The sequence below is a fragment of the Peribacillus muralis genome (assembly GCF_001645685.2).
Lineage (GTDB): Bacteria > Bacillota > Bacilli > Bacillales > DSM-1321 > Peribacillus > Peribacillus muralis_A.
Genome location: NZ_CP017080.1, coordinates 1 through 17,813, shown reverse-complemented (window position 1 = coordinate 17,813; position 17,813 = coordinate 1). Strand labels below are relative to the sequence as shown.

14 protein-coding genes, 1 tRNA gene, 3 rRNA genes, 1 other RNA gene and 1 other annotated feature are annotated in these 17,813 nt (G+C 45.3%); of the genes, 5 read left to right on the top strand and 14 right to left on the bottom strand.

Annotated elements, in window-relative coordinates; all coding sequences use genetic code 11:
• Window positions 1-9: 9 nt before the first annotated feature.
• The 8 genes from ABE28_RS00090 to tadA form a co-directional block, all read right to left on the bottom strand.
• A 16S ribosomal RNA gene (locus ABE28_RS00090) occupies window positions 10-1,560 on the bottom strand.
• Between the two features lie 357 nt (window positions 1,561-1,917).
• A complete protein-coding gene (locus ABE28_RS00085; RefSeq protein WP_373921310.1) occupies window positions 1,918-2,187 on the bottom strand; it encodes a pro-sigmaK processing inhibitor BofA family protein in 270 nt (89 codons plus the stop codon).
• Between the two features lie 102 nt (window positions 2,188-2,289).
• Entirely contained in the window at window positions 2,290-2,508 is a 219-nt protein-coding gene (locus tag ABE28_RS00080; RefSeq protein ID WP_064462572.1) for a YaaL family protein, read from the bottom strand.
• A 20-nt stretch (window positions 2,509-2,528) separates the two neighbouring features.
• The gene (gene recR, locus ABE28_RS00075) at window positions 2,529-3,125 is read right to left on the bottom strand and encodes a recombination mediator RecR (RefSeq protein ID WP_034316264.1); all 597 of its coding nucleotides are present in this window, start codon (window positions 3,123-3,125) and stop codon (window positions 2,529-2,531) included.
• 60 nt (window positions 3,126-3,185) lie between these two features.
• Window positions 3,186-3,503, bottom strand: a complete 318-nt coding sequence (locus ABE28_RS00070) for a YbaB/EbfC family nucleoid-associated protein (protein WP_053348895.1) — start codon at window positions 3,501-3,503, stop codon at window positions 3,186-3,188.
• A gap of 20 nt (window positions 3,504-3,523) precedes the next feature.
• A complete protein-coding gene (dnaX, locus tag ABE28_RS00065) occupies window positions 3,524-5,212 on the bottom strand; it encodes a DNA polymerase III subunit gamma/tau (protein WP_064462571.1) in 1,689 nt (562 codons plus the stop codon).
• A 184-nt stretch (window positions 5,213-5,396) separates the two neighbouring features.
• Window positions 5,397-5,661: signal recognition particle sRNA large type (gene ffs / locus ABE28_RS00060), an RNA gene on the bottom strand.
• A gap of 118 nt (window positions 5,662-5,779) precedes the next feature.
• On the bottom strand, window positions 5,780-6,277 hold the full coding sequence (tadA, locus tag ABE28_RS00055; protein WP_257390784.1) for a tRNA adenosine(34) deaminase TadA: 498 nt from the start codon (window positions 6,275-6,277) through the stop codon (window positions 5,780-5,782).
• Between the two features lie 140 nt (window positions 6,278-6,417).
• Between tadA and ABE28_RS00050 the strand changes: the two genes are divergently transcribed.
• The 4 genes from ABE28_RS00050 to ABE28_RS24790 all read left to right on the top strand — a co-directional run bounded on the left by ABE28_RS00050 (window position 6,418) and on the right by ABE28_RS24790 (window position 8,650).
• On the top strand, window positions 6,418-6,963 hold the full coding sequence (locus ABE28_RS00050) for a cysteine hydrolase family protein (RefSeq protein ID WP_064462569.1): 546 nt from the start codon (window positions 6,418-6,420) through the stop codon (window positions 6,961-6,963).
• A 174-nt stretch (window positions 6,964-7,137) separates the two neighbouring features.
• Window positions 7,138-7,797 (top strand): deoxynucleoside kinase, encoded by a 660-nt coding sequence (locus tag ABE28_RS00045; RefSeq protein ID WP_064462568.1) that lies wholly within the window; start codon window positions 7,138-7,140, stop codon window positions 7,795-7,797.
• Window positions 7,775-8,446: a deoxynucleoside kinase gene (locus ABE28_RS00040; RefSeq protein ID WP_064462567.1), complete on the top strand. Its 672-nt coding sequence runs from the start codon at window positions 7,775-7,777 to the stop codon at window positions 8,444-8,446. The genes ABE28_RS00045 and ABE28_RS00040 overlap by 23 nt, the downstream gene beginning before the upstream one ends.
• Window positions 8,447-8,509: 63 nt before the next feature.
• Complete coding sequence (locus ABE28_RS24790) at window positions 8,510-8,650, top strand: hypothetical protein (RefSeq protein WP_156775654.1); 141 nt, start codon at window positions 8,510-8,512, stop codon at window positions 8,648-8,650.
• 105 nt (window positions 8,651-8,755) lie between these two features.
• Here ABE28_RS24790 and ABE28_RS00035 read toward each other — a convergent pair.
• The 4 genes from ABE28_RS00035 to guaB form a co-directional block, all read right to left on the bottom strand.
• Window positions 8,756-8,848: transfer RNA gene (locus tag ABE28_RS00035), tRNA-Ser, on the bottom strand.
• Between the two features lie 138 nt (window positions 8,849-8,986).
• Window positions 8,987-10,264 carry a serine--tRNA ligase gene (gene serS, locus ABE28_RS00030; protein ID WP_064462566.1) on the bottom strand — a complete coding sequence of 426 codons (1,278 nt, stop codon included), beginning with the start codon at window positions 10,262-10,264 and terminating at the stop codon, window positions 8,987-8,989.
• Window positions 10,265-10,326: 62 nt separating this feature from the next.
• Window positions 10,327-10,552: a binding site (T-box leader), on the bottom strand.
• A 68-nt stretch (window positions 10,553-10,620) separates the two neighbouring features.
• On the bottom strand, window positions 10,621-11,940 hold the full coding sequence (locus ABE28_RS00025) for a D-alanyl-D-alanine carboxypeptidase family protein (protein ID WP_156775653.1): 1,320 nt from the start codon (window positions 11,938-11,940) through the stop codon (window positions 10,621-10,623).
• Window positions 11,941-12,114: 174 nt separating this feature from the next.
• Window positions 12,115-13,578, bottom strand: a complete 1,464-nt coding sequence (gene guaB, locus ABE28_RS00020; RefSeq protein ID WP_064462565.1) for an IMP dehydrogenase — start codon at window positions 13,576-13,578, stop codon at window positions 12,115-12,117.
• A 112-nt stretch (window positions 13,579-13,690) separates the two neighbouring features.
• Between guaB and ABE28_RS00015 the strand changes: the two genes are divergently transcribed.
• Window positions 13,691-14,656 (top strand): YaaC family protein, encoded by a 966-nt coding sequence (locus ABE28_RS00015; RefSeq protein WP_064462564.1) that lies wholly within the window; start codon window positions 13,691-13,693, stop codon window positions 14,654-14,656.
• 71 nt (window positions 14,657-14,727) lie between these two features.
• Here ABE28_RS00015 and rrf read toward each other — a convergent pair.
• A 5S ribosomal RNA gene (gene rrf / locus ABE28_RS00010) occupies window positions 14,728-14,843 on the bottom strand.
• A gap of 64 nt (window positions 14,844-14,907) precedes the next feature.
• Window positions 14,908-17,813: ribosomal RNA gene (locus ABE28_RS00005) — 23S ribosomal RNA — on the bottom strand.

The following is a 17,813-nucleotide window of genomic DNA, read 5'->3' as shown; positions in this document are numbered from 1 at the left end:
TATCCTTAGAAAGGAGGTGATCCAGCCGCACCTTCCGATACGGCTACCTTGTTACGACTTCACCCCAATCATCTGTCCCACCTTAGGCGGCTGGCTCCATGAAGGTTACCTCACCGACTTCGGGTGTTACAAACTCTCGTGGTGTGACGGGCGGTGTGTACAAGGCCCGGGAACGTATTCACCGCGGCATGCTGATCCGCGATTACTAGCGATTCCGGCTTCATGCAGGCGAGTTGCAGCCTGCAATCCGAACTGAGAATGGCTTTATGGGATTCGCTTACCTTCGCAGGTTCGCAGCCCTTTGTACCATCCATTGTAGCACGTGTGTAGCCCAGGTCATAAGGGGCATGATGATTTGACGTCATCCCCACCTTCCTCCGGTTTGTCACCGGCAGTCACCTTAGAGTGCCCAACTGAATGCTGGCAACTAAGATCAAGGGTTGCGCTCGTTGCGGGACTTAACCCAACATCTCACGACACGAGCTGACGACAACCATGCACCACCTGTCACTCTGTCCCCCGAAGGGGAACGCCCTATCTCTAGGGTTGTCAGAGGATGTCAAGACCTGGTAAGGTTCTTCGCGTTGCTTCGAATTAAACCACATGCTCCACCGCTTGTGCGGGCCCCCGTCAATTCCTTTGAGTTTCAGCCTTGCGGCCGTACTCCCCAGGCGGAGTGCTTAATGCGTTAGCTGCAGCACTAAAGGGCGGAAACCCTCTAACACTTAGCACTCATCGTTTACGGCGTGGACTACCAGGGTATCTAATCCTGTTTGCTCCCCACGCTTTCGCGCCTCAGTGTCAGTTACAGACCAGAAAGTCGCCTTCGCCACTGGTGTTCCTCCAAATCTCTACGCATTTCACCGCTACACTTGGAATTCCACTTTCCTCTTCTGCACTCAAGTTCCCCAGTTTCCAATGACCCTCCACGGTTGAGCCGTGGGCTTTCACATCAGACGTAAGGAACCACCTGCGCGCGCTTTACGCCCAATAATTCCGGACAACGCTTGCCACCTACGTATTACCGCGGCTGCTGGCACGTAGTTAGCCGTGGCTTTCTGGTTAGGTACCGTCAAGGTACCAGCAGTTACTCTGGTACTTGTTCTTCCCTAACAACAGAACTTTACGACCCGAAGGCCTTCTTCGTTCACGCGGCGTTGCTCCGTCAGACTTTCGTCCATTGCGGAAGATTCCCTACTGCTGCCTCCCGTAGGAGTCTGGGCCGTGTCTCAGTCCCAGTGTGGCCGATCACCCTCTCAGGTCGGCTACGCATCGTCGCCTTGGTGAGCCATTACCTCACCAACTAGCTAATGCGCCGCGGGCCCATCTATAAGTGACAGCGTAAACCGTCTTTCCATCTTCTCTCATGCGAGAAAAGAACGTATCCGGTATTAGCTCCGGTTTCCCGAAGTTATCCCAGTCTTATAGGCAGGTTGCCCACGTGTTACTCACCCGTCCGCCGCTAACTTCAGGGAGCAAGCTCCCATCCATTCGCTCGACTTGCATGTATTAGGCACGCCGCCAGCGTTCGTCCTGAGCCAGGATCAAACTCTCCGAAGAAATGTTTGACTTGCTCATTTGCTTTTTTGATAGTGTGTGCTCACTTAAAATTTAACGTTGGCGCTTTGTTTTGTTCAGTTTTCAAAGAGCGATTTGTTGTCGTTACTTCGTAAGCGACTTTGTAATCTTATCATCTATAAAACCTTAAGTCAATGTTTATTTCAAGATTTTTTCGATTTATAGTTTATGTAGCACTGTCGTTATTGGCGACTCCTAATATATTATCAGCTTGATTTGATTCCGTCAATGTTTAATTTGTTTTTTTTCAAAAAACATAAATTGATGAACGCATTGATAAAAAGCCTCATGGGATTATCCATGCGGCTTTTTCGTCAAGATGACACCAAAACAAACCGGTTAAATGATCCAATACCCGATGGCCGCCAACGCTGCGACTCCTGGAATCCCTAACAGGCCGGCCACTGCGGAGGTAACGGGGTTGATGGGTACATGAATTCCCGCCTGATTCCCTAGTGTATTCAAAAAGAACAAAAAGGCTGCCCCGATAATGAGCTTGATAATTCCCTGCCCGATGAATCGGACAGGCCTTAAAGGAGCCCCGATAATGAGTAACATCAAAATCAGGCCGCCAATTACAGCAACAAAGACAACAGGTTCCAATCTCATTCCTCCCCGCAAGCTTGTACTACACTTATATGTGGAGAAGTTCGGATTAAGAACTTAAACAAAAAAATGGCTATGAAGCGCATTCCTTCATAGCCACCCCCATTACCTCTTAAGGCGGACATTCCTTCTTTTAACTTCCCTAAATAAATAGAAATATTTCACTTCCGCGAGCCTCGCCTGTGCGATTACTTCCTCGGATGGATCCACGCTTTTTTCAAGCAGTGATTTTTGATTATGCCAATTCCATTTCAATTGTTCCAGCTCTTCCATCAATGACTCATTGAATTCATTTCGAAGCCTCTTTTTTTTACGAAAGAACAAGTGAGGTCCTCCCAGCTATCTTATATTTCTCTTCTTCCTTCTATTGCTTTTGATAGCGTCACTTCATCCGCATATTCCAAATCGCCGCCAACAGGGAGACCGTGGGCTATCCGGGTCACTTTGATTCCAGATGGTCGAAGCAGCCGCGAAATATACATGGCGGTCGCTTCGCCTTCAATGTTAGGGTTCGTCGCCAAAATGACCTCCAGCACCGTTTCATCTTGCAGACGCTTCAGTAAATCGGGAATATTTATATCTTCCGGACCGATTCCGTCCATCGGTGAAATACTGCCATGCAGGACATGATATAAGCCATTGAATTCCCTCATCTTTTCCATCGCTATTACATCCTTGGGGTCCTGCACAACACAAATCAAGCTTCTATCCCTTTTTTGGTCCTCGCAGATATAACAGGGATCTTGATCGGTAATATGACCGCAGACTGAACAATACATCAGATTCCGCTTAGCATTAACGAGTGCCTTTGCAAAATCCAAAACAGTATCTTCCTTCATGCTCAATACATGAAAGGCTAAACGTGCAGCCGTTTTTGGCCCAATCCCCGGCAATTTCATAAAACTATCAATAAGCTTGGAAATTGGTTCTGGATAATGCATCGTATTCCTCCTAAAAATCCCAAAAGAAACTTCCTGAAAGGAAGTTTCTTTTGAACTTGCTTAAAACATACCTGGAAGGTTCATCCCTTTAGTGAATTGTCCCATCGTTTGATTTGTCAGTTCTTCCGCCTTTTTCAGGGCATCATTAGTTGCAGCAAGAACTAAATCCTGAAGCATATCAATATCATCTGGATCAACAACTTCCGGCTTGATGATTACATCGACTATTTCTTTATGGCCCGTCACGATAACCGTTACCATTCCGCCGCCTGCCGTTCCTTCAATCTTTTTTTCACCTAGTTCTTCTTGTGCTTCTGCCATTTTCTTTTGCATCTTTTGCATTTGTTTCATCATATTTTGCATATTACCGCCACGCATTCCCATTTCCTAACCTCCAATTATTCTTTAATTTCAAGTAAATCATCGCCGACTAGTTTTCTGGCCTCCGCGATAAAAGGGTCTTCTTCTTTTGAATCCGTTTCTTCCTGACCATCAAGCTGCTGGGTTGAAATGAAGTCCTCACGCAACCCTTGCCACTGACTATCCGGAACACCGGCTATCTCCATTCGATGACCGGTCAATTGTTGCATGATCGAGGCGATCACTTCCACGAAACGGTTATTTTCCATTGCCATTTGACAATGAATATCATATTTGAATTTTACCACAAAAGCTTCAGTTGACGCAGCAACAGGTTCCGCCTCCGACAATAAAGCTGCCAAAGACTTTTGGTTTTGCATGCCCAGCTGTTCAAGCACTTCGCCCCACTTGCCTTTCACAGTATTAAGGTCTGCCTTTGTAGCTTGTTTCAAAACTTGATTGATTTTGCCGGCAGGTGCTTTATACGCCTTTTTTACGGCCCTCTGCGTTTTCGGCTGTTCTGCAGGTCTATCAATCATGGCCGCGGGAATGCCATTTTTCTGCATTTCCTGTAATTTCGACTCCAGCTCCTCAATTTTCAGCTGCAATTGCTGAAGCTGGCCATTATCCAATTGATTTATTCGCTGCTCATTGCATAGCTTTACGAGTGCGACCTCCAGGAATATCCTTGGATGGTTTGTCCACTTCATATCCTGCTGGGTTTGATTGAAGCTTTCAATAATGGAGTAAATGGTTTCCGCGGCTATCACTTCTGCCAATTCCTTAAATTGGGGATCTATCAATACTCGCTCGAAGGACTCTGCGAGAGCTGGTGCCGTTTGATACAAAAGCATGTCACGGAAATAATAAATCATGTCTTCTATGAACCTGGCCGGGTCTTTTCCCATCGCCAGCAATTCTTCAAGGACCTCAAGGGCCACTGCCACTTCCTTATCATATATCGCTTTGGCCAACCGACTTAAAAACGCCTGCGAAACGGACCCGGTGACAGTTAGTGCATCTTCCACAGTTACAGTCTCGGAACTGAAGGAAATCGCTTGATCAAGCAGGCTTAGTGCATCCCGCATTCCGCCTTCGGCCGCCCTGGCTATGATATGCAAGGCTTGGTCATCGCACGATACACCTGTCTCTTCGATGATTTGTGACATCCTGCCGACTATATCCTGTGGCTGGATCCTTTTAAAATCGAATCGTTGGCAACGCGAAATGATCGTCAGCGGTATCTTATGCGGCTCTGTAGTCGCCAAAATGAAGATAACGTGCTTTGGAGGCTCTTCCAATGTCTTCAGCAGCGCATTGAAGGCCCCTTGCGAAAGCATATGTACTTCATCGATGATATAAACTTTATATGTGACCGCGTTCGGTGCATATTTTACTTTATCACGAATGTCACGGATTTCTTCGACACCATTATTGGATGCTGCATCAATTTCTATCACATCTGATATGGAGCCATCAGTGATTCCGCGGCAGGTAGCACATTCGTTACAGGGCTCGCTTGTCGGTGCATGCTCACAATTCACTGCTTTGGATAGAATTTTGGCAGCACTCGTTTTCCCTGTTCCTCGTGGACCGGAGAATAAATAGGCGTGCGAAACCTTCTGGGAGAGCAAGGCATTCTGCAACGTTTTGGTTACATGTTCCTGCCCCACTACATCAATGAACTGTTGTGGCCGCCATACCCGGTATAATGCTTGATACCCCACGGAAATCCCTCCTTGTTTTCTCCATCTTTTTTATTATACATTACTGATTTCCTTAATTTCAAAGTCTATATCGAAAATTAATGGAAAGGCTCATTTTTTTAAGAACCGTCAAGCCAAGCACTTTCTTTGCGCAAAAAAAAACCCACTCGCTACGAATGAGTTTTTTGATTATGTAAAATAACTGCCGTGCACCTTCTGTCGATTAGCAGCCATAAGCGTTACTTAAGCAGTTAGCTCGGCCCAGGCAACCCTGCGGCACATGAGAACTTCCACTTAATGCTGCTTCCTTCCGGACCTGACATGGTTCATGGAGACCCATTGCGCAGGACCCGGGCGTCAACACCACTTACTTAAGGCAGACCCTACAGAATGCTAACCTCGAGAAGGAATTCAACCTCGCTAGAGCGGATTGCGAGTACAGGGCACCGCTACCTCCCCGTCTAGCACGGCAAATGTAATACCAATTTTCAAGCATCTTAACGACGCATAATTCATTATACTAAGGTAACAAAAAAAACGCAAGTGTTGTTCATTGAACGGTTAGATCCTAAAACGCGTGCAATCATTTCATTCTGCACTCTTGAGGGCCTTTTCCTTTTTCAACGCCTTCTTGCGATTCCTGAGCTCTCTAAAAAAAGCAGTCAATATCCTACCGCATTCTTTACTTAATACGCCGCTCGTAACCTCACATTGATGATTGAATCGGTCATCTTGAAGCAAATCCATGAACGTACCGGCACAGCCTGCCTTCGGATCATGCGCACCAAATACGACCCGCTTTACCCTGGACTGCAGAATTGCCCCTGCACACATGGGACAAGGCTCCAGCGTGACATATAACGTCGCATCCTCAAGGCGCCAACTGCCAGTGGCACGGCAAGCCTCATTTATTGCAAGCAGCTCAGCATGAGCCGTTGCGTTCTGTTCCGTTTCCCTCAGATTATGCCCCGTCGCTACGACTTGATCATTCATGACTATTAAGGCTCCAATCGGGACTTCATTCAGCCTCTGTGCCTTTACTGCTTCCTCTAAGGCTAAATTCATGTAATACACATCATCCTTGATAAAAAAACCCCCTCGTATTAAGTAGGAGTAAACAGACAAATATAAGACAAAATAAAGGTCATACTACTTATTCTAATGAATAGTAACGCAAGCTGCAGCCGAGCCGCAAGTAAATTCTCACCCTATAAGGAGGATATAACATGAAACGACACAAATCAACGTCCTTCGCCTTGCTCATCATTGATATGATCAATGATTTTCAGTTCAAGCACGGTGATATGCTCCTTGAACATACGAAGCTTATCATCGATCCGATCTTGACGTTGAAAAAGCAGATGAAAGAACAAGGCTTCCCGATCATCTATGTCAATGATCATTACGATTTATGGCAGGCCGACTTCGATAAAATAATCGATAGATGTAAAAATGATGGAAATGCTTCTTTAATCGAAAGGATAAAGCCACAGCAGGATGAGTTTTTCCTCATCAAACCGAAGCACTCAGCATTTTATGGGACAGCCCTTAACACATTGCTTAAACGGCTGAAGGTCGAGACCTTGATCATCACGGGCATAGCTGGCAACATCTGCGTGCTTTTTACCGCAAACGATGCTTATATGCGGGAATATCAATTATGGATACCCGAGGATTGCATCGCATCGGCATCAGAGGCGGATAACAACTATGCCTTAAAAATGATGGACCATGTACTCAAGGCTTCCATCAGGAAAAGCGGGGACAAATAAGGTAGAAATTACACCTTCCAAAGCTCCCCGCTCAATACTCTTGCATTCTCCTTCATTATCAACCTGACAAAAATATCACTAAAGTCCCGAGTCTGTGATACAATATCTCTTGGCTGAAAAACCTAATAAACTGGGAATTGCAGCTTGATACCTCATTGAAGGAGGACAGATTGGATGAAATCCACCCCATTTATCACAGTCGAAGGTCCAATCGGCGTGGGAAAAACATCACTGGCAAAGGTTATTGCAGAACACTTTCAGATATCACTTTTGAGGGAAATCGTAGATGAGAACCCGTTTCTGGGGAAATTCTACGACAATATCGAAGAGTGGAGCTTTCAAACAGAAATGTTTTTTCTATGTAACCGGTATAAACAATTGGAAGATATCGAAAAAAATTACCTCACTAATGAACAGGCCGTGGTGGCTGATTACCATATATTCAAGAACTTGATATTTGCTGAGCGTACGTTAAAAAACGAACAATATAACAAATACCTTGAAATATTCAATATTTTAACACGAGATATGCCAAGACCTAATATGGTTATTTATTTACATGCAAGTCTAGACACACTTCTTTCCCGGATTGGAAAAAGAGGCCGCGAGATTGAAAAGAACATATCCTCCATTTATTTAGAGCAGTTATCCGCGGATTATCAGACATTCATGGAAAGGTTCGAGAAACAGCACCCCGACATACCTGTTCTCACCTTTAATGGAGATGAACTGGATTTCGTCGGGAACGAGGGTGATTTGAAAACGATAATCAGCCAAATAGAGAATGCCCTGCAAAAAGGAGTAAAGTCAAATGAACTTACGAAAGAAATATAATATTCCAAACAACGCCGTCATTACGATAGCAGGGACGGTTGGAGTGGGAAAATCGACCATGACAAATGCTTTAGCCGATGCCCTTCAATTCAGGACATCCTTCGAAAAGGTTGATACGAACCCCTACCTGGATAAATTTTACGATGATTTTGATCGTTGGAGTTTCCACCTGCAAATCTACTTCCTCGCTGAACGGTTTAAAGAACAAAAGAAAATCTTTGAGTATGGCGGAGGTTTTATCCAAGACCGTTCCATTTATGAAGACACAGGCATATTTGCAAAAATGCACTATGAAAAAGGGACAATGAATGAAGTCGACTACGAAACATATACAAGTCTTTTCAATGCAATGGTCATGACGCCCTACTTCCCACATCCTGATTTACTGATTTATCTTGAAGGTTCCCTCGATGATATCCTTGAAAGAATCCAGGAACGCGGACGTCCGATGGAGCAGCATACACCCATTGAATACTGGCAAGAGATGCACGGCCGATATGAAGAATGGATCGATCAATTCAACGCCTGCCCTGTCCTCCGTTTAAATATAAACGAATATGACCTTATGCAGGATGAAGCGAACATTGAGCCTCTCATAAAGCGAATCGCCGAATATATGGAGCAAACGAGTTTATTACGGAATAAGTAAACGATAATGAAACGGCACCGCGGAAGCGTTAGTTGCATGCTAATGATTCCAAGGTGCCGTTTTTTGGCTGTCAATATGATCGATGTAACTTGTCCTAAAGCTTTTGCCAAATTCCAAGCACGCCTGAACTACCAGGCACTTATGAATGTATCCGGTAAAATCAATAAGCCTGCACCGGCTGATCAATGGATTCATATGTCTTAAAAAAGCCGCCAAATAATATAGCAGAAAACAAACAAAAATCCCGTTACATTTCTGTAACGGGATTCATCGATATCCAATTTATGCGCTGTGGTTATTAATAAGTTATGGAGGAGGTAGAGGGATTCGAACCCCCGCGGGATTTGACTCCCCTGTCGGTTTTCAAGACCGATCCCTTCAGCCGAACTTGGGTATACCTCCGTATCAACATTTATTATAATACAATCATTTAAAACCAAAGTCAAGCACTCTTGAACGTTTTTTTGAAATAATTTATAAGCGCAAATAAAAAGGAAAATCAGCCTCTTTTCTCGGCTGATTTTCCTTTTACACTGATACTTACGGTTTAATGACTTCCACACCGCGCATATATGGTCGTAATACTTCAGGAATGATGACACTTCCATCTTCCTGCTGATAATTCTCCAAAAGGGCTGCCACAGTACGGCCAATCGCCAACCCAGAGCCATTTAAAGTATGGACGTGCTCCGGTTTACCTTTTGCATCACGTCTAAAGCGAATATTGGCCCGTCTAGCCTGAAATGCCTCAAAGTTACTGCAAGAAGAAATTTCACGATACGTATCATAGCTAGGAATCCAAACCTCGATATCATACTTCTTGGCAGCCGTGAAACCAAGGTCGCCCGTGCACATGCTTAACACTCGATATGGAAGACCTAGCAATTGCAGGACTTTTTCAGCATGACCTGTAAGTGTCTCCAACGCGGCATAAGAATCTTCCGGCTTCACGAATTTCACTAGTTCGACTTTGTTGAATTGATGCTGGCGAATCAACCCGCGCGTATCTCTCCCGGCAGATCCAGCCTCGGAACGGAAAGAAGCACTGTATGCCGCGTAGCTAATCGGCAAATCGTCGCCACTCATGATTTCATCACGGTGGTAATTCGTCACTGGTACTTCTGCAGTAGGGATCAAGAAATAATCTTCACTTTCGATCCGAAAGGCATCTTCCTCGAATTTAGGCAATTGACCAGTACCGGTCATGCTTGCACGATTCACGATGTATGGAGGCAGCATTTCCTCATATCCGTGTTCTTCGACGTGAAGATCCAGCATGAAACTAATTAAGGCACGCTCCAATCGAGCGCCAAGACCACGATAAAAAACAAATCGGCTTCCTGTTACCTTTGCCGCCCTTTCAAAATCGAGGATACCTAAATCTCCAGCTACATCCCAATGCGGTTTAGGTTCGAACTTGAACTCCGGCAATTCCCCCCATTTGCGGATTTCGACATTGTCGTCTTCCATCTCGCCCACTGGCACACTTTCATGAGGGATATTGGGGATGGAAAGCAGTAACATGCCCAATTGGTCCTCCACTACACGGAGCTCATCATCGAAACCTTTGATTTGATCGCCCACTTCACGCATTTCGGCAATCAATTGATCCGCGTCCTTTTTCTCTCTTTTTAACACGGCCACTTGCTGTGAAACTTCATTTCTTTTGCTTTTCAATTTTTCCGTTTCGGCAATCAGCGTACGGCGCTTGACATCAAGCTCCTCGAACTTACCTAAATCGGTTAAATCTTCTCCTCTGAATTGAAGCACTCGTTTTACTTCTTCAAAATTATTTCTTACATATTTCAAATCCAACATCTTTTGGTTCCTCCTTATTTTTCACTATCTATAAATGAACGCAAAAAACTCCCGTCCCCTAAAGAAGGGACGAGAGTTAACCCGCGTTGCCACCCTAGTTGAAGGCATATGAAAAACGCCTACCACTTACCAAGATAACGGCTTTTAACCGAAAGTAATTACTGACCCAAAAAGGCTTTCCATACTCTGCTCCAGGAGGGATTCACAACATTCCCACACCGATTCCCACCAACCATCGGCTCTCTTCAGAAAGAAATAATTGTTACTGATTCCTGTCATTGCTTTTCTTATTATCAAATTGTTTTCCATAATGTACTATAATTTTATACATTACGCAACACTTTTATACACGAATATTAAAACCAGCCTTTTACAGTAGAAGCTACACTGCTCCAAACATCCCCGAAGAATCCGCCAACTGCCCGCATGGATAATACGAACCAATTTGCCTTTTCAACCGTTTCGGCAGCTACGACATTGACTTTCGTTTGATTGCCGTTAATGTACCCGTAATCTTCACCCTTTTTAGGAGTGATCGTGATGTAACCAAGCTTTTCACCTTTTTTGATTGGTGCCGTCAGCTTACCATCTTCGTTCAATTTGTTTTTATCGATCACTAGATCGGTTTTATAGTTATCTTTGCCGCCATTTTCAACTAGCAGCTCAATTGCTTTTTCTGATTCGATCTTGACGCTTTTTTCCTTACCTTTAACAACTGAAAGGGTTTCTTTGCCTTTCACCTGATATTTGGCTGGAAGGATTTTTTCCTTTTTGAAGGTTGAATACGCATAGTTCATCAGCTTGGTGCTGTCCGCGAAACGTTCATTCTTGTTAGTGGACTTCATGACTACCGTGATATAGCGTTGACCGTTCTGTATAACCGTTCCTGTATGGCCATAACCGGCATAGTCAGTCGATCCCGTTTTCAGCCCATCCACGCCTTTATATTCGAATATCAGGCCTGGCAGCATCCAGTTGAAGTTCGGATATTCCTTACCATCACGGAATTTCAATTTGGAGATGCTGGCGATTTTTAATACTTCAGGATAATCGTTGATTAAACGATAAGCAAGCAGCGCCGTATCCTTTGCTGTCATGACGTTTTCATCATCTGCTTTACCAGTAGGGTATTCACCCAATAAATCGGTATTGTTTAAACCGCTGGCATTAACGAATCTATGATTTTTCAAGCCTAATTTTTTCGCTTTTTCGTTCATTAATTTAACGAAATTCTTTTCACTTCCGGAAACTAACTGAGCCAACGCCACTGTCGCTGCATTTCCTGAATAGACAGCCATAGCTTGATAGAGTTCCTTAACTGTATAGTCCTCACCTTCCGTCAAACCAACATTCGACAGATTCGGTGCTTTTGAAAGATCATGTACATACTTATTGATTTTTACTTTCTGATCCCAACTGATTTTCCCGTTTTTAATTGACTCCATAATGATGTACTCAGTCATCATTTTCGACATGGATGCAATGCCCAATACTTTATCGGCATTTTTTTCATACACGATTTGACCTGTTTTACCATCAATTATGATGGCTGCTTCTGCTTTTAAACCTAAATTATCAGATTCAGCAACAGCTTCCCCCGGTTGATAGGCAAATTGCGACATAACAAGAACAAAAACAAAAGTGAAAATGAGGGTTATCTTGCTGATTTTTTTCAATTTCCAATACCTCCAACTTTTAAGCTAATCTCTATTAACAAAGAAAAATCTTTATGTAATTCCCTTGACACCTTGTCTAGTTTATCACAGAAAAAATAAAAAAAATAGACAGAGTAATCGAGGACTCTGTCTATTTTCACAATAAATTTTAATGACGATTAGATGTTAAAACCATTACAAGGAATAGTTCGGTGCTTCTTTAGTAATTTGGACATCATGTGGATGACTTTCTCTTAATCCAGCTCCAGTCATTTTCACGAATTGGGAGTTTTCCCTTAGTTCTTCCAATGAGGCTGTACCGCAATAACCCATGCCGGAACGGATGCCACCCAGCAGCTGGAAGATAGTATCGGACAACGGCCCTTTGTATGGAAGCCTGCCCTCAATGCCCTCGGGAACGAATTTCTTATTATCCTCTTGGAAATAACGATCCTTAGATCCCTTTTCCATGGCAGCTACAGAACCCATGCCGCGATATACCTTAAAGCGTCGGCCTTGGAAAATCTCCGTTTCGCCTGGGCTTTCGGTTACACCGGCAAGCATGCTGCCGAGCATGACTGCATGTCCGCCTGCCGCTAACGCTTTAACGATATCTCCAGAGTATTTAATCCCTCCATCGGCGATGATCGTTTTACCATGTTTCCTTGCTTCCGTCGCACAATCGAATACTGCCGTGATTTGAGGGACGCCAACTCCGGCTACAACCCTTGTCGTACAGATCGACCCAGGTCCGATTCCAACCTTCACCACGTCAGCTCCCGCTTCAATCAATGCTTTCGTTCCTTCGGCAGTTGCCACGTTACCAGCAATGATCGTTAATTCAGGATATGTCTCACGGATCTCCTTCACCACATCCAGGACGCCAGCAGAATGACCATGGGCAGTATCAAGGACAATTGCATCGACGTGGGACTTAACTAGCATTTCTACACGCTTCATCGTATCTTTAGTTACGCCGACAGCTGCACCTGCAAGTAATCTTCCTTGCTTGTCTTTAGCCGAGTTCGGGAACTCAATGACCTTCTCGATATCCTTGATCGTAATAAGTCCTTTAAGAACGCCGTGATCATCTACTAGGGGAAGTTTTTCGATTTTATATTTTTGAAGAATTTTCTCTGCTTGTTCCAAGTTAGTGCCAACAGGTGCTGTCACCAGATTTTCTACCGTCATGACACTGGAAATCTTTAAGGAAAAATCGGAAATAAATCGCAAGTCACGGTTAGTAATGATACCAACAAGCTTTTGATCCTCAATATTGTTTACGACCGGTACTCCGGAAATTCGATATTTGCCCATTAAATGCTCTGCATCAAAAACTTGATGATCTGGGGTTAAGAAAAACGGGTCTGTAATAACGCCGCTTTCTGAACGCTTCACTTTATCGACTAGCTCAGCCTGTGCTTCAATAGACATATTTTTATGAATGATGCCCAGTCCACCTTGACGAGCCATGGCAATCGCCATTTCAGCCTCTGTCACGGTATCCATTCCTGCACTGATGATAGGAAGGTTAAGCTTTAAATTTTCGGCCAAACTGACTTGAAGGTTAACATCTTTCGGTAAAACCTCTGATTTCGCTGGAATTAATAGGACATCATCAAAGGTTAGACCCTCTTTTGCAAATTTATTTTCCCACATTATTTTCCCCTCCTGCTTAAAAATATTATTTGTAGGTTATCAATAGGACATACTACTGTCAAGAAGAGAAGTAAATGTTAGATTATTCTATTAATTCAAAGGAGAGGCTGCAATGCCTGAAAACAATGATAATTTCAATAAATATACACCTTTTTTTTCCGCATCTTCCTCCCAAATTTTTTTACAGAAATGTTACAACCGCGAAAAAATTGCAGATGCGGAAATGAAAAGTTACGAAAATTGTTATCCATTCATATACCACCTGGAGCATGCAAAAACTTATTATTTACAGGCTGCGATATCCCCGCTTTCCATCCAGCCAATCCTATCCTTTTATGGCCTTGCTCAACTACTAAAGGCTTGTCTGCTCACAATTGATCCTAACTATCCTGAATCGACTTCGTTACTTGCCCATGGGGTCACGACGAGAAAAAGAAAAAAGCAGCAATACGAGTTTTTAAAGGATGAAGTGAAAACGCAAAAGAACGGGTTGTTCACCTGCATATCGGAAAAAATGTTCCATATCAAACATCTTGAAGGTGAAAAATATTCCATGGATACACTATTGAAGGAGATACCTGATATGGAAACACTCTCATGGGACGCTAGCCGAAAAAGCTTCATTCCTCTTTTGCAGTACTCCGATGGATTTCAATTATCACCTGTCGTACTGGATAACTACCGGATGTCCAGCAGCCGTTTGGAGGAATTTTTAAATTCCAAAACGAATCAAGGCTACCATATTACGGAAGGTCCCGGGGTCGTCCTGCTAAAAACTGATCATGGCCTACTGCATAATGCCTCTTCTCCCATTCGTTATAATTGGGCAGAAGGACGATTCATGCTCTCTATAAATAAAGAGTCCACGGCTTTTTCATTACCTGAACTTTTGCTGCATTATTTGATTTCTTATAATCTAAGTATTATAGCCCGTTATGAAACAGAATGGTGGGCAGAACTGCTGAAAACAATGCCAAACGATGATTACCCTTGCATTGTGCAATTCCTCAAAATAAGCCAAGCTAAGGTGCCATTACTAATATTTGAATGGCTGAAGTCCGAAAGGTTCGGCTTTTGATTCTTCCATCTATTTTGGAAACGCCCCCAAAATGCGAAAAAGACCAGCCGGATGGCTGATCTTTTTATTGTGCTTGGCGGCGTCCTACTCTCACAGGGGGAGACCCCCAACTACCATCGGCGCTGAAGAGCTTAACTGCCGTGTTCGGAATGGGAACGGGTGTGACCTCTTCGCTATCGCCACCAAACATATGAGGAACGTTGTTCCTTCAAAACTAGATAATGAGAAGGTATTTCATTTTTTGAAAAGCGTTGGTTAAGTCCTCGATCTATTAGTATCAGTCAGCTCCACATGTCGCCACGCTTCCACCTCTGACCTATCAACCTGATCATCTTTCAGGGATCTTACTAGCTTGCGCCATGGGAAATCTCATCTTGAGGGGGGCTTCATGCTTAGATGCTTTCAGCACTTATCCCGTCCGCACGTAGCTACCCAGCTATGCCTTTGGCAAGACAACTGGTACACCAGCGGTGCGTCCATCCCGGTCCTCTCGTACTAAGGACAGCTCCTCTCAAATTTCCTGCGCCCGCGACGGATAGGGACCGAACTGTCTCACGACGTTCTGAACCCAGCTCGCGTACCGCTTTAATGGGCGAACAGCCCAACCCTTGGGACCGACTACAGCCCCAGGATGCGATGAGCCGACATCGAGGTGCCAAACCTCCCCGTCGATGTGGACTCTTGGGGGAGATAAGCCTGTTATCCCCGGGGTAGCTTTTATCCGTTGAGCGATGGCCCTTCCATGCGGAACCACCGGATCACTAAGCCCGACTTTCGTCCCTGCTCGACTTGTAGGTCTCGCAGTCAAGCTCCCTTGTGCCTTTACACTCTACGAATGATTTCCAACCATTCTGAGGGAACCTTTGGGCGCCTCCGTTACTCTTTAGGAGGCGACCGCCCCAGTCAAACTGCCCACCTGACACTGTCTCCCACCCCGATAAGGGGCGCGGGTTAGAATTTCAATACAGCCAGGGTAGTATCCCACCAACGCCTCCACCGAAGCTAGCGCTCCGGCTTCTCAGGCTCCTACCTATCCTGTACAAGCTGTACCAAAATTCAATATCAGGCTGCAGTAAAGCTCCACGGGGTCTTTCCGTCCTGTCGCGGGTAACCTGCATCTTCACAGGTACTATAATTTCACCGAGTCTCTCGTTGAGACAGTGCCCAGATCGTTACACCTTTCGTGCGGGTCGGAACTTACCCGACAAGGAATTTCGCTACCTTAGGACCGTTATAGTTACGGCCGCCGTTTACTGGGGCTTCGGTTCAAAGCTTCGCTTGCGCTAACCTCTCCCCTTAACCTTCCAGCACCGGGCAGGTGTCAGCCCCTATACTTCGCCTTGCGGCTTCGCAGAGACCTGTGTTTTTGCTAAACAGTCGCCTGGGCCTATTCACTGCGGCTTTTCTGGGCTATTCACCCTAAAAAGCACCCCTTCTCCCGAAGTTACGGGGTCATTTTGCCGAGTTCCTTAACGAGAGTTCTCTCGCACACCTTAGGATTCTCTCCTCGCCTACCTGTGTCGGTTTGCGGTACGGGCACCTTACATCTCACTAGAGGCTTTTCTTGGCAGCGTGGAATCAGGAACTTCGGTACTATATTTCCCTCGCCATCACAGCTCCGCCTTGATGGAAACGGGATTTGCCTCGTTTCCGGCCTAACTGCTTGGACGCGCATATCCAACAGCGCGCTTACCCTATCCTTCTGCGTCCCCCCATCGTTCAAACGATGTATAGGTGGTACAGGAATATCAACCTGTTGTCCATCGCCTACGCCTTTCGGCCTCGGCTTAGGTCCCGACTAACCCTGAGCGGACGAGCCTTCCTCAGGAAACCTTAGGCATTCGGTGGAAGGGATTCTCACCCTTCTTTCGCTACTCATACCGGCATTCTCACTTCTAAGCGCTCCACCAGTCCTTCCGGTCTGACTTCAACGCCCTTAGAACGCTCTCCTACCATCGACACCTAATGGTGTCAATCCACAGCTTCGGTGATACGTTTAGCCCCGGTACATTTTCGGCGCGGAGTCACTCGACCAGTGAGCTATTACGCACTCTTTAAATGGTGGCTGCTTCTAAGCCAACATCCTGGTTGTCTAAGCAACTCCACATCCTTTTCCACTTAACGTATACTTTGGGACCTTAGCTGGTGGTCTGGGCTGTTTCCCTTTCGACTACGGATCTTATCACTCGCAGTCTGACTCCCAAGAATAAGTATTTGGCATTCGGAGTTTGACTGAATTCGGTAACCCGTTGGGGGCCCCTAGTCCAATCAGTGCTCTACCTCCAATACTCTCATCTTGAGGCTAGCCCTAAAGCTATTTCGGAGAGAACCAGCTATCTCCAGGTTCGATTGGAATTTCTCCGCTACCCACACCTCATCCCCGCACTTTTCAACGTGCGTGGGTTCGGGCCTCCATTCAGTGTTACCTGAACTTCACCCTGGACATGGGTAGATCACCTGGTTTCGGGTCTACGACCTCATACTCATTCGCCCTATTCAGACTCGCTTTCGCTGCGGCTCCGTCTCATCAACTTAACCTCGCATGAAATCGTAACTCGCCGGTTCATTCTACAAAAGGCACGCCATTACCCATTAACGGGCTCTGACTACTTGTAGGCACACGGTTTCAGGATCTATTTCACTCCCCTTCCGGGGTGCTTTTCACCTTTCCCTCACGGTACTGGTTCACTATCGGTCACTAGGGAGTATTTAGCCTTGGGAGATGGTCCTCCCTGCTTCCGACGGGATTTCTCGTGTCCCGCCGTACTCAGGATCCACTCAGGAGGGAACGAAGTTTCAACTACAGGGTTTTTACCTTCTTTGACGGACCTTTCCAGATCGCTTCATTTACCCCGTTCCTTTGTAACTCCATGTTGAGTGTCCTACAACCCCAAGAGGCAAGCCTCTTGGTTTGGGCTAATTCCGTTTCGCTCGCCGCTACTCAGGAAATCGCATTTGCTTTCTCTTCCTCCGGGTACTTAGATGTTTCAGTTCCCCGGGTCTGCCTTCAGTACCCTATGTATTCAGGTAAAGATACTGTTCCATTACGAACAGTGGGTTTCCCCATTCGGAAATCTCCGGATCAAAGCTTACTTACAGCTCCCCGAAGCATATCGGTGTTAGTCCCGTCCTTCATCGGCTCCTAGTGCCAAGGCAT